The organism is uncultured Bacteroides sp. (assembly GCF_937912035.1).
Taxonomy (GTDB): domain Bacteria; phylum Bacteroidota; class Bacteroidia; order Bacteroidales; family Bacteroidaceae; genus Phocaeicola.
In genome coordinates this window covers 98,806-111,751 of sequence record NZ_CALDPF010000035.1, presented here as the reverse complement: position 1 = coordinate 111,751, position 12,946 = coordinate 98,806, and the positions used below count along the sequence as shown (strand labels likewise).

The 12,946-nt window shown below is 39.1% G+C and carries 10 protein-coding genes; 9 read left to right on the top strand and 1 reads right to left on the bottom strand.

The window, feature by feature from the left end:
* Positions 1-129: 129 nt before the first annotated feature.
* The 8 genes from Q0486_RS09750 to Q0486_RS09715 all read left to right on the top strand — a co-directional run bounded on the left by Q0486_RS09750 (position 130) and on the right by Q0486_RS09715 (position 10,761).
* The gene (locus tag Q0486_RS09750) at positions 130-2,781 is read left to right on the top strand and encodes a TonB-dependent receptor (protein WP_299232453.1); all 2,652 of its coding nucleotides are present in this window, start codon (positions 130-132) and stop codon (positions 2,779-2,781) included.
* Between the two features lie 43 nt (positions 2,782-2,824).
* Positions 2,825-4,270: a hypothetical protein gene (locus Q0486_RS09745; RefSeq protein WP_299232451.1), complete on the top strand. Its 1,446-nt coding sequence runs from the start codon at positions 2,825-2,827 to the stop codon at positions 4,268-4,270.
* Positions 4,271-4,466: 196 nt separating this feature from the next.
* Positions 4,467-5,378: a metallophosphoesterase gene (locus Q0486_RS09740; RefSeq protein WP_299232622.1), complete on the top strand. Its 912-nt coding sequence runs from the start codon at positions 4,467-4,469 to the stop codon at positions 5,376-5,378.
* A 299-nt stretch (positions 5,379-5,677) separates the two neighbouring features.
* The gene (accC, locus tag Q0486_RS09735; RefSeq protein ID WP_154043614.1) at positions 5,678-7,189 is read left to right on the top strand and encodes an acetyl-CoA carboxylase biotin carboxylase subunit; all 1,512 of its coding nucleotides are present in this window, start codon (positions 5,678-5,680) and stop codon (positions 7,187-7,189) included.
* 12 nt (positions 7,190-7,201) lie between these two features.
* Positions 7,202-7,717 (top strand): acetyl-CoA carboxylase biotin carboxyl carrier protein subunit, encoded by a 516-nt coding sequence (locus Q0486_RS09730; protein WP_154043613.1) that lies wholly within the window; start codon positions 7,202-7,204, stop codon positions 7,715-7,717.
* Positions 7,718-7,719: 2 nt separating this feature from the next.
* Positions 7,720-9,252: an acyl-CoA carboxylase subunit beta gene (locus Q0486_RS09725; RefSeq protein WP_299232448.1), complete on the top strand. Its 1,533-nt coding sequence runs from the start codon at positions 7,720-7,722 to the stop codon at positions 9,250-9,252.
* A 194-nt stretch (positions 9,253-9,446) separates the two neighbouring features.
* The gene (locus Q0486_RS09720) at positions 9,447-9,959 is read left to right on the top strand and encodes a TlpA disulfide reductase family protein (protein WP_299232620.1); all 513 of its coding nucleotides are present in this window, start codon (positions 9,447-9,449) and stop codon (positions 9,957-9,959) included.
* A 10-nt stretch (positions 9,960-9,969) separates the two neighbouring features.
* Positions 9,970-10,761: an N-acetylmuramoyl-L-alanine amidase gene (locus Q0486_RS09715; protein WP_299232446.1), complete on the top strand. Its 792-nt coding sequence runs from the start codon at positions 9,970-9,972 to the stop codon at positions 10,759-10,761.
* A gap of 57 nt (positions 10,762-10,818) precedes the next feature.
* On the opposite strand, the gene Q0486_RS09710 is transcribed toward Q0486_RS09715, so the two are convergent.
* Complete coding sequence (locus Q0486_RS09710; RefSeq protein ID WP_299232444.1) at positions 10,819-11,691, bottom strand: helix-turn-helix domain-containing protein; 873 nt, start codon at positions 11,689-11,691, stop codon at positions 10,819-10,821.
* A 213-nt stretch (positions 11,692-11,904) separates the two neighbouring features.
* On the opposite strand from Q0486_RS09710, the gene Q0486_RS09705 reads away from it, so the two are divergent.
* Entirely contained in the window at positions 11,905-12,930 is a 1,026-nt protein-coding gene (locus Q0486_RS09705) for an efflux RND transporter periplasmic adaptor subunit (protein WP_299232442.1), read from the top strand.
* Positions 12,931-12,946 lie beyond the last annotated feature (16 nt).

The following is a 12,946-nucleotide window of genomic DNA, read 5'->3' as shown; positions in this document are numbered from 1 at the left end:
ATAGATAAATTGAATCTTATAATTCAATTCTCTTTTGTATTATACTTGCAATAGACTTGAAATGTTTATGTAATACCATGCTTATACTTTCGCGGCAGAAAAGAAAAATAAACAAGAGAAAGAGACTATATGAAATTTAAGCTGGTATTGGTTTTGGTGCTGTTTGTTTCTGTTGTGGCAAATGCACGTATAGTTAGAGGTGTTATTAAGGATGCACAGACAGGTGAGGAAATAATAGGAGCGTCTGTTGTTGTAAAAGAAGAACCTTCAAAGGGAGTTGTTTCAGGATTGAACGGTAGTTTTAATCTGGATTTGGATTATGGAAAATGCACACTCGTTTGTTCATACATAGGTTATGAGACATACGAAGTAGTGGTTGAGGCTAACAATGCAGAAGTTTTTATTCCGCTGAAAACTGATGATGTTATGCTGGCAGAAGTCACAGTGGTGGCAACTAATCCCGGACGTACAGAGGCCGGAGCTAGAGGCATAGAAAGAAAAGCCATGAATGTGGTGAATGTGATGAGTGCAAAAGCAATAGAGCTTTCACCTGATATAACAGTGGCAAATGTCATACAAAGAATGTCGGGTGTGACAGTTGAAAGAAACAGTAGCGGTGAAGGACAGTATGCAATTCTTCGTGGTATGGATAAGCGCTACAATTATACATTGGTAAACGGTGTAAAGATTCCAAGCCCTGACAATAAGAACCGATTTGTTCCATTGGATATATTCCCTTCGGAAATGCTTGACAGACTTGAAGTGACAAAATCTCTTACAGCTAATATGGAAGGTGATGGAATAGGTGGAGCTGTAAACTTGGTTATGAAGGATGCGCCGTCCGAACGTCAGTTCACTGCAAATATTTCTACAGGATATAACTCTATGTATTTTGACCGCGATTTCCAGTCGTTCAATAAAGGAGCAATAACCAAACAGTCTCCTTACGAATTGAAAGGTATGCCGGAGGCATTCAAGGTAAGTGATGAAGATTTCTCACACGATAATTTGCGCATGACGTGGAAGAAACCTTTGCCGGATCTGACTGCAAGTCTTTCATATGGTGACCGTTTCTTCAATAATAAACTCGGTGTAATGTTGTCAGGAAGTTTCCTGAATACATATCGTGGAAAAGAAAGCGAGATTTATTATCAGCCGGGACGTGATGTGAATAACACTGAGACAAGAAATTATTCAGACCAGCAGACACGTATCGGAGCTCATGCCAAGTTCGACTATCATATAAGTCCGAAACATAAGCTTACATGGTATAACGGATATATGGATATGCGCGAGACTGAAGTCCGTGACCGTCTGGACAAGAAAGAAGGATATGTCCGAATGAGGTGGAACCGTCAGTATATCGTAAACTCTACGTTGAAAGGTGAACATTCATTCCTTGCGGACAATGCATTGCATCTGTCATGGTCGGCAGTACTATCAAAGGCTTTTAATGAGACACCGGACAATAATGAGATTTCACTCCTTGGAGGTGGTGATCGTGTGGCCGTGAATAGGGCATTGATAAACCGTTGGGAACATAATTCAGACCGTGACAAAGCAGGATACGTTGATTTGTCATATAAACTTGATTTGTCTGACTCTGAATTTGAATTCTCTGCCGGAGGTATGTTCCGCGACAAGAAAAGAGACAGTTTCTTCAATGAATATACTTTTGAAACTATTTTGGGAGAAAGTCAGTACAGAGGTGAAGATTGGAACAATTATGATGAAATAGATTTTTATTATAAGACACGTAATATCAACGGCGCTCTGAATTATGATGCTACAGAACAGATCGGAGCTGGTTATGGTATGGCAAAATACACTTTCGGAAAATGGGAATTTATTGCCGGAGTACGTGTAGAACATACTAATCAAGGATACCTTCTTAAATATCCTACAGATGGAGTTAATGCCGAAGGAAACCAAAAGTATGTTGATATATTGCCTAGTTTCCATACCAAGTATGAAGTTCATAAGAATGCCAATATGCGTTTCTCTTATGCACGTGCAATAAACCGTCCTAGTTTCTTTGAAATTGTACCTTACACAATTCTGAATGAAGACTTCAGCGAGAAAGGTAATCCGGATTTGAAACATACTGTGGCCGATAATTTGGATTTGCGCTATGAGTTTTTCCCTAGATCTTCAGAACAATTTATGGTAGGCGTGTTCTACAAATATATTCAGGATCCTATAGAGCAGGGTTTGGTTCCGCAGGGACAGGATTTGTTCTATATTCCGATGAACTATGGTGATGCTTCTAATCTTGGAGTAGAGGTTGATGTAATGAAGTATTTTAACTGGTTCGGTATTAAGGCCAACTATACTTATACACATTCCAAAATTACTACAGAGAAACGTACAATGCAGGGCTCTGATGTGGTAGTAGTAGAACAGACCAGACCACTATACGGACAGGCTGCCCATGTGGCAAATCTATCATTACTTCTGAAAAGCAGCAAGTATGGTTGGGAAGGTCAGATTGCCGGAAGTTATACTGGAAAGCGTTTGAGTGAAGTATCCAACTATTTCGATGATGACATTTGGGAAGACGGATATATGCAGCTTGACGCTTCGGTAGAGAAAAGCTTCAAAAACGGTATCTCCATATATGCCAAGGCATCAAATCTGCTTGATACACCTTTGCTCAGATTTACTCATAAAGGGCCTTACACAGACGGTATAACAGGCTTTGAACGTAAAAACGGCAATTTGATTGAACGTAAAGAATGGCATGGACAATCGTTTATGCTTGGTATCAGATATAAACTTTAATAGGTATTAAATAAATTGACTAACAACTTTTAATTTTTGAAAAATGAGACTGAAAAATTATTTTTGGGCTAGCGCTGCAATGATCAGCCTGTCATTAATGGCAATTTCTTGTACTGAAGATAATGTAGCTGATTCAGACAATGACAACGGTTCTGATGTAGAAGGTTCTACAGATCTAGGTGATTTTACAAACAACGATGTTGTGGTATGGGAAGCAGGTAAGGTTGTTGAACTGAAAGACCATTTCACTGTTCCGGAAGGTAAGACTCTTGTCATTAAAGAAGGTGTTCAGGTTATCGCAACAGGAAAGGTTGGAATGAATGAACTTCCTATCGAGTTTACAGTAAAGGGCAATCTTTATTGTGAAGGTACAGCTGAGAAACCTGTTCTTTTCTCTATTCCTGAAAATGAAAGAACTGAAAGTAATATTTTCGAAGGAAAGTGGGGAGGTATTGTTGCCACTTCAACTTGTCAGGAAATGCTTATCGATCATACTATTATAGAATATGTGGGTGGAGATGTTCTGGAAGGAGCTCCGGCAGCACTTGCAGGAATATATGAAGCAGGTGATGATGCTTATCCTCAGATAACTACTAATAATACTAAAGGTAATTACGTCATCACAAATTCTATCCTACGTTATGGAGTTTCAGATGCTATCTATATGATGGGTGGTAACGCAATTATTGCAAACAATGTATTCTGTGCAAACGGTAAGACAGGTGAAGAAGCTGTGAATGTCAAGTCAGGATGTGTAGTTGACGTTGCCGGAAACTTGATGTTTGCTCCAAACACCAACGCATTGAAATTATCAAGCAAGTCACAGAGTGAGGAAAGAGCTCAGGCTAAGATTCAGGCTTACAACAATACAATAGTAAATGCGGGATGGAGACGTGATGAAGATAAAGGTGGTAGTATTTATGTAGAAGAAAATGCTAATGTAAAAGTATTCAACAATCTTTTGGTTAACTGTAAGTTCAAGGCAACTACTCCTTTCTGGAATCAGGATTCTTCAGACCGTTACGACAGAAATAACTCAGTTATTGATTACAACTACTATGCTTCTGGCTCTCAGAAAATTGATGAGGCTGACTATGTATATGAAGCTGGTATAGAATATTCTTGGGAAGGATATAACTACTCTTATACATTGGAAGACGAAGATGACGGTGAAGTGATATACATCAACATGTATGACACAGAAAAAGTTGATAAGAATTCAATCGTAGCTACCGAAGATGACTCAAAAGATCCTAAGTTTACAGCTTTTGATATTAATGCAGTTCGTCTTCTTGATTATCAGCTATTCAATAATGACGGAACACAGAAATATGATTTCCATCTTCAGGCTGGTTCACCGGCTTTGAACGGAGCATATAGCGGTACAGATATGCAGCCTGCATTCGTATCAACAGGTTTGACAGTAAACGGCAAAACATATAAGTCTCCGGCTCCAGAAGCACACTATGGCGCTTATGGTCAGAAGTAATCATTAAATTGATATATGTAAAAATAAGTCCGGACAAGTTTCGGGCTTATTTTTTTGAAAATGTTTCATACCAGGAATAATTTTCAGATTCATTTCAGATTTGAGAAATACTTTTGCACAAGTAATCAATAAAATTATAATCTATAAATATAACAACATCATGAACTCATTAAGAAAGAACTTTATTACGCTATTTATGGCTTTGTTTGTCGTTACAGTTTCTTTTGCACAAACACCTGAAAGCTGGAAGACTCTTGAAAAGTCATTGAATTTCTATCTTGCCAATGACCTTGGCCGAAACGGATATTATGACCAGAAACCTATTGCCGAACTGATGGGCAATATGGCAGAAAACGTGGATATTGAATGTGTGATTGCTGCAGGCGATGTGCACCATTTTGAAGGGGTGCGCAGCGTGAATGACCCTCTGTGGATGACAAACTATGAACTTATATACAGTCATCCAGAACTGATGATTCCATGGTATGCAATTCTTGGTAATCATGAGTATCGTGGAAACACTCAGGCTGTAATCGATTACAGTGCTGTAAGTGCAAGATGGAATGTACCTGACAGATATTATACTTTCGCTATGGAAAATGATGGTGTCACTGTACGTTTCGTAATGGTGGACACAGCTCCTCTTCTTGACAAATATCGTGAAGATACTGAGAAATATCCCGATGCTTGCAAACAAGATATGAACAAGCAATTGGCATGGATTGATTCTGTTCTGACTGCTGCAAAGGAAGACTGGGTGCTTGTGGTGGGACATCATCCTATATATGCTGAGACAGGAAAAGATGATTCAGAAAGACTTGATCTGCAGAAAAGGCTCGATTCTGTTTTACGCAAACACAAAAATGTAGATATGTATTTGTGCGGACATATTCACAATTTCCAGCATATACGTAAGGCTGACAGTAATATTGATTATGTAGTGAATACATCAGGTTCGCTCAGCCGTAAGGTAAAACCTGTTGACGGAACCAAGTTCTGTAGTGGTGAAACAGGATTCTCTCTTATCTCGGCTGATAAAAAGGAACTTAACCTGCACATGATAAACAAGGAAGGTAAAGTAATCTATACGGTTTCACGCAAGAAATAAGGTTTCATATATATCCCAAATATAAGTCCGGATAACAATAATATATTGTATATGGCAGCAGCCGATACACTATGCTATTGTTGTCCGGCTTTTTTTATTATTTTGCTATATCCATGTGGCATTTGTAATGAATTGAGATTTGAGTAGTTAAAAAACATGAAATACGCAGTGGCAGATAGTTTAAAAACATGTTATTAAGCATGTGTTTGTAATTCTTTTAATATTTTTGCACAGAATTCGATTTTGTGTGCCGTTGAAGGCAATTTTGATAAAAAGATTATAAACCAAAAAAATAGAGCATGATACAGAAAGTATTGATAGCTAATCGTGGAGAGATAGCAGTGCGTGTTATGCGTTCTTGTCGTGAGATGGGAATCAGGACAGTAGCAGTTTTCTCGGAAGCCGATAGAGCGGCACGCCACGTATTATATGCAGATGAAGCTTGTTTCATAGGTCCTGCTGCATCTCGTGAAAGTTATTTGAATATTGACAAAATCATTGAGGCAGCCAAGCGTCATGGTGCAGATGCTATTCATCCGGGGTATGGTTTTCTTTCTGAAAATTCAGAATTTGCCCGCAGATGTAAGGCCGAAGGAATTATCTTTATCGGTCCGGATCCTGAGACTATGGATGCCATGGGAGATAAAATTTCTGCAAGAAAACACATGATTGCTGCCGGAGTACCTGTAGTTCCGGGAACAGAAAAACCTTTGCAGAATGTAGAGGAAGCAAAGAGAATATGTAATGAAATAGGTTACCCAGTAATGCTGAAGGCTTCAATGGGTGGTGGCGGTAAAGGTATGCGCCTTATCCATAGCGAGGCTGAAGTAGAAGAGGCTTATAACACAGCACGCTCAGAGTCAATGTCATCTTTCGGAGATGATACTGTTTATCTGGAGAAATTCGTTGAAGAACCTCATCACATTGAGTTCCAGATTTTGGGCGACAATTATGGCAATGCCATACATTTGTTCGAAAGAGAATGTTCTATACAGCGCAGAAATCAGAAAGTGGTAGAAGAAACTCCTTCTCCATTCGTAACTCCTGAGTTGCGTGAGAAAATGGGTAAGGCTGCTGTTGCTGCTGCCAAGGCTGTGAACTACAAAGGTGCTGGTACTATAGAATTTCTTGTTGACAAGAACCGTAACTTCTATTTCCTTGAAATGAATACACGTCTTCAGGTTGAACATCCTATCACAGAAGAGGTCGTTGGTGTTGACTTGGTTAAGGAACAGTTGCGTATCGCTAACAATGAGCCTTTGCATCTGAAGCAGGAAGAACTGAAACAGAGAGGACATGCCATTGAATGCCGTATCTGTGCAGAAGATACAGACAATAACTTCATGCCTTCACCGGGTATTATCAAGCAGCTGATGGAACCTAATGGTATCGGTGTACGTATAGACAGCTATGTATATGAAAGTTACGAAATTCCTATCTATTATGACCCGATGATAGGTAAGCTGATTGTATGGGCTACTACACGTGAATTTGCCATCGAACGTATGCGCCGAGTTTTGTATGAATACAAGATTACCGGACTTAAGACTAACATCAGTTACTTGCGTCATATAATGAATGTTCCTGACTTTGTAGAAGGTCACTATAATACATTGTTTATTCCTAAGCATCAGGAAATGCTTAAAGAATGGGCAGGCAAGAAAGAAGAAGAGACTGAAAACATAGCCATGATAGCTGCATATATCGACTATCTGATGAATCTGGAAGAAAACAAGGGAACATCTTCGGATAACCGTCCTATCAGCAGATGGAAAGAATTTGGATTGCAGAAAGGTGTATTAAGGATTTAAGTAGTTTATCAAATGGAAATACATATAGGAAACAGAGTTGCTGATGTTTCATTGGTCAGCAAGGAAGGTAATAAGGTGCAACTGACTATCGATGGTGTCCCATACGACGTGGATATCGTAATGGCTGAAAACGGTAGTTGCTCTATTATACATGACGGTAAATCGTATAACACAGAACTTATCCGTAAGGAAGGTGGTAAGAGTTATACTGTAAATGCTCACTATCAGTCATATAACATTGATATCATAGATTCACAGGCCAAGTATCTTCGTATGCGTAAGGGAGCTGACGAAAAACAGCAGGATAAGATTGTTTCTCCTATGCCTGGTAAGATTGTGAGCATACCGGTTTCTGTAGGTGACAAACTTGAAAGTGGTGATATAGTAGTTGTAATTGAAGCCATGAAGATGCAGAGTAACTACAAGGTAAGCGCTCCTTGCGTAGTTAAGGAGATCCTTGTAAAAGAAGGTGACTCTGTAAATGCCAATCAGGTGGTTATGACTTTGGATATTATTAAAGAAGACTAATTATGACAACAGAAGAACAATACAAATATTTTCAGGAGCTTGACAAGAAGGCTTCTCAGGGCGGTGGAGTAGAGCGTGTGGAAAAACAGCATGCCAACGGACATATGACAGCCCGCGAACGTATAGACATGTTGCTTGACAAAGGAACATTCAACGAAATAGACAAGTTAGTGATACATCACTGTACCGACTTCGGTATGGAAAAGAACCATATTCCTGGCGACGGTATCGTGTGCGGTTATGGTAAAGTTGACGGACGTCTGGTTTATGTATATGCTTACGATTTCACTGTATATGGCGGTACACTTAGTGTGACAGGCGCACAGAAAATTGTTAAAGTGCAACAGTTGGCACTCAAGAACGGTGCTCCTGTAATTGCATTGAACGACTCTGGTGGTGCACGTATTCAGGAAGGTGTGGGAAGTATCTCTGGTTATGCTTCTATCTTCTATCAGAATACTATCGCTTCAGGTGTAATCCCTCAGATTTCTGCTATCCTGGGTCCTTGTGCCGGAGGTGCTTGTTATTCTCCTGCACTTACTGACTTCATCTTCATGGTGAAGGAAAAGAGCCATATGTTCATCACAGGACCGGATGTGGTTAAGACTGTAACTCACGAGGAAGTAGATAAGGAAGAACTTGGCGGTGCATACACACACAGCAGCAAGAGTGGTGTAACTCACTTCCTTTGTGATACAGAAGAAGAAACACTTATGGGTATCCGCGAGCTGTTGAGCTTCCTGCCATCAAACAATATGGAAGATGCTCCTATCCAGCCATGTTCTGATGATATCCGCAGAGCAGACGAATCGCTTATGTCTGTAATTCCTGACGACCCGAACATGCCTTACGATATTAAGAATATCATCGAGCCTGTAGTCGATAATCAGTACTTCTACGAAGTAATGCCACACTTTGCAAAGAATATGGTAGTGGGATTTGCCCGTATGGGAGGTCGTTCTGTAGGTATCGTAGCAAACCAGCCTGCATATCTTGCCGGCGTGCTTGACATTGACGCTTCTGACAAGGCAGCTCGTTTCATCCGTTTCTGCGACTGTTTCAATATTCCTATCATCTCGTTTGTTGACGTACCTGGATTCTTGCCTGGATGCGATCAGGAACACAATGGTATCATCCGTCACGGAGCCAAGATTGTTTATGCATACGCTGAGGCTACAGTGCCTAAGATTACAGTTATCACACGTAAGGCATACGGTGGTGCATACATCGTTATGAACAGTAAGCCTATCGGTTCGGATGTAAACTTCTCATATCCTACAGCTGAGATTGCCGTTATGGGTGCTGATGGAGCTGTAAATATCCTTTATCGCAAGGCTACTCCTGAAGAAAAGGCTAAGGCAGTAGAAGAATACAAGGAGAAATTCTCTAATCCATATCGTGCTGCTGAGCAGGGATATATTGATGAAATCATTCTTCCTAAAGATACAAGATATAAACTTATTCAGGCATTGGAAATGACTCAGAACAAGAGTCAGAGCAATCCTCCTAAGAAACATGGAAACATGCCTTTGTAATAAGGTGATATCATAATAAAAGAAGATGAACAATGACATTTTATGGTTTTTGCAGACTATAGATGTTGTTGTTCATCTTTTTTATGTTTACAAATGTTTCACGCATTTTAATGTACCGATGTTTTTTTGTATTTTTACGCTCTATAAATTTTATATTCCAGAATAGTATGAAAAGATTTATTATGTTGGCAGCCATGTTCTTCTGCCTTTTTGGTGTAACAAATTTAATGTCGCAAAACCCTGTAGCCGATAAGGCGGGATATATAGTAAAGGTAGGGGATATGGCCCCTGATTTCGAAATGACTCTCACTGACGGAACTAAAGTGAAGCTCTCATCACTCCGCGGAAAAGTGGTAATGCTTCAGTTTACAGCGAGCTGGTGCGGTGTGTGTCGTAAGGAAATGCCTTTTATAGAGAGTGATATATGGCAGAAGCACAAGGATAACAAGCAGTTTGCTCTTTACGGTATAGACCGTGATGAACCGCTGGAGCGTGTGAAAGCATTTGCTAAGAAGACAAAAGTCACTTATCCTCTAGGACTTGATCCTGGGGCAGATATTTTTGCGCTTTATGCGGAAAGAAATGCCGGAATAACCAGAAATGTGCTTATCGACCGTAATGGAAAGATTGTAATGATGACAAGACTTTTCAATGACGATGAGTTCAAGTCATTGTGCAAGAAAATAGATGAAATGTTAAAAGACTGACGGTAAAGGTATGAAGCGCATTTGTTTTTTATTGTCATTCTTTTGTGTAATATCTTTTTCGGTATCGTCTCAAACTAAGAAAGAACCTCTTTTCGGTAAATCTCATTCCTTCTATACGGTAAGTTCTTCATCGTTGAAGGGTGCTGTCTTTTATCTCGTAAGTGGTCATGGAGGACCTGATCCGGGTTGTATAGGTAAGTATCAGGGAAAGGAACTTCATGAAGATGAATACGCTTACGATATAATACTTCGTTTGGGTAAGGAACTTCTGGAGAGGGGGGCAAAGGTATATTTTATAATTCAGGATGCAAAGGACGGTATCCGTGACTCCTATATCCTGAAGAACAGCAAGCGTGAAACTTGTATGGGCAAGCCGATACCTTTGAATCAGGTTGAACGCTTGAAACAAAGGTGTGTAGCTATAAATAATCTCTACCGTAAGGATAAGAGCAGTTACAAGCGTGCTATATTCATTCATGTTGACAGCCGTTCAAGAAGCAAGCAGACAGACGTATATTTTTACCATGCCCCGAACAGCAAATACGGCGAACGTCTTGCAACAGAAATTCAAAAGACTTTCAAAGGTAAATACAGAAAACATCAGCCCGGTAGAGGATTTGGTGGAACAGTAAGCGAGCGTAATCTTTACGTTCTGAAAAATACTACTCCTGTCGCAGTGTTTATGGAGCTTGGTAATATGCAGAATGCCCTTGACCAGAAACGCCTGGTGATTCCTAATAACCGCCAGGCCTTGGCTAACTGGATAACTGAGGCAATTGTGAAAGATTACAAGAGAAAATAATAAAAAGGTAAATATTTTATTAGTGATGGTTCATATATTAATGATATATATGAATCATCACTTTTTATTTTCTGTAATGTTTTCTCTGTATTCTCTTGGGGAAACTCCGAAATTTCTTTTTACATATTTCCCAAAAAAAGACAAGTTTTCGAATTTAAGTCTGTTTGCGATTTCTTTTATACTTATCTGTGGGTCCTTGAGTTGAGTTTCTATATCCTTTTTTACATATCTTGTTATAATGTCCGAGGTCGTTTCCCCACATGCCTCCTTGCATATTGCAGAGAGATATTTGGGCGTGACAAATAGCTTTTCTGCATAGTAATTTACAGAACGTTCTTTGGGGTAAGAATTTGCTATAAGTTCTATAAATGATGAAAACAGATTGTCTGCAGAATTATATCTTGGCGGGTTTAGATTTACATGCTTATCCATACCATCTTGAAATTCATACATGAAAGCCTGCAGCAATAAATCAAGTACTTGTTTCTTGTGTGTAGATTTTGATGTAAGTCTGGATTTGATGAGGCTATAATATTGCAGAAACAGCTCACATTCATCATTATCCAATGATAAAATAGGATTGTTCTCAAGAAATAGCTTAGCATTCCAGTTATTTGCTGTTATTACAAATGTTTGTCTTATGTATTCAGGCGACAAGCAGAAACCGCAGACATTAAATTCTGATCCGGTCATTTCATTTTCCAGAATGGTTTGAGGATGACATATCAGCAAATCATTTTCTTTTAATGAGTATAAATTCTTGTTTATTTTTAATTCGGCTTTTCCTTTGGTGCATAATACCACGATGAACCATTCGGTTTTAATAGGTGAATGGTTGATTAAATTTACTTCGTTTACATGACTTAGGATTATAACTCTGTCATCCTTGTAAGCAATACCTTCGTTCTCAACATCCTTTTCTTTATCCATTACTTATATTCTTATGTTTTTTGATGCAAATAAAGTTATTCTTTTCAAATAAGTAATAGTCTGTATTACCAGTTTACTGTTCTATTTTTCCGATTCTGATATATTACGGAAAAATAGGACAGTTATGGAGTGTTTTATATACACGATAAATTACTGAAATGGATTTCCTTTGTGCCATGTTTTTTGATAAATGATTTTTTAAATTAAACAGTTATGGACAAGCTATTTTTAGTTCCAGTATCATTGTTGTTCTTCTTTGCGGGTTGCGGAAATGAGGAACATAAGCAAAACAATGAAACATCAGTAAAGGTAAAGGTAGAAAAGATTGAATTTTCGGACAGTAGCAGTGAGTATTTTTATTCAGGCACAGTGAAAGAGGAAAATACTACAGCATTGAGTTTTCCGGTATTGGGTACAGTTAGCAATGTTTATGCTACTTTTGGTGAGACAGTGCGTCAGGGACAGCTCCTCGCCACAATAGATGAATCTTCAATGCTAAGCGCATATAAGGCTGCCAAAGCTTCGCTTAATCAGGCGGAAGATGCCTATAACAGAATGAAAGAACTTCATGAGAAGGGTAGTCTGGCCGAGATAAAATGGATTGATATACAGAGCAAGTATCGTCAGGCCAAGTCAATGGAAGAGATGGCAAAAAAGAATCTTGACGACTGCAAGCTTTATTCTCCATATTCCGGAGTTATATCTTCGAAATCTATCGAAGTTGGCCAGAATGTAGCTCCGGGAGTACCGGTATTTAATATTGTAAGTCGCCATAACATGAATGTCAGGATTTCTGTTCCTGAAAATGAGATATCACGTATCGAAAAGGGACAGAAAGCTGTAATTGTTGTTCCTGCACTTGAGAATATGAAGTTGTGTGGTATGGTATCAGAAAAGGGAATCCTGGCAAATTCCATATCACGTTCTTATGAGGTAAAGATAAAGATAGACGAATCATCTTCGGCAGGCGATGTAATGCCTGGAATGGTTACTGAAGTATATATATCAAATGAGTCTGGCTCACCGAGTGTAGTTATTCCTGCCGGGATAATTCAATTGGATGAGGATAACAACTATTTCGTATGGTTGAACAATTCTGGCAAGGCTGCCAAACGCATCGTAGTTTGCAGTGGTTTCACTTCTTCTGGAGTCACTGTAGAGTCAGGTCTTCAGTCGGGAGATGAAATAATAGTAGAAGGCCAGCAGAAAGTAAGCGAAGGAATACTTTTGTCTATGTAATATCACAGTAGAATGT

What these genes read in the sequence shown, in the direction of transcription:
- Q0486_RS09750 (WP_299232453.1), top strand. Translation starts at nt 130, where the DNA reads ATGAAATTTAAGCTGGTATTGGTTTTGGTGCTGTTTGTTTCTGTTGTG.
- Q0486_RS09745 (WP_299232451.1), top strand. Translation starts at nt 2,825, where the DNA reads ATGAGACTGAAAAATTATTTTTGGGCTAGCGCTGCAATGATCAGCCTG.
- Q0486_RS09740 (WP_299232622.1), top strand. Translation starts at nt 4,467, where the DNA reads ATGGCTTTGTTTGTCGTTACAGTTTCTTTTGCACAAACACCTGAAAGC.
- accC (WP_154043614.1), top strand. Translation starts at nt 5,678, where the DNA reads ATGATACAGAAAGTATTGATAGCTAATCGTGGAGAGATAGCAGTGCGT.
- Q0486_RS09730 (WP_154043613.1), top strand. Translation starts at nt 7,202, where the DNA reads ATGGAAATACATATAGGAAACAGAGTTGCTGATGTTTCATTGGTCAGC.
- Q0486_RS09725 (WP_299232448.1), top strand. Translation starts at nt 7,720, where the DNA reads ATGACAACAGAAGAACAATACAAATATTTTCAGGAGCTTGACAAGAAG.
- Q0486_RS09720 (WP_299232620.1), top strand. Translation starts at nt 9,447, where the DNA reads ATGTTCTTCTGCCTTTTTGGTGTAACAAATTTAATGTCGCAAAACCCT.
- Q0486_RS09715 (WP_299232446.1), top strand. Translation starts at nt 9,970, where the DNA reads ATGAAGCGCATTTGTTTTTTATTGTCATTCTTTTGTGTAATATCTTTT.
- Q0486_RS09710 (WP_299232444.1), bottom strand. Translation starts at nt 11,691, where the DNA reads ATGGATAAAGAAAAGGATGTTGAGAACGAAGGTATTGCTTACAAGGAT.
- Q0486_RS09705 (WP_299232442.1), top strand. Translation starts at nt 11,905, where the DNA reads ATGGACAAGCTATTTTTAGTTCCAGTATCATTGTTGTTCTTCTTTGCG.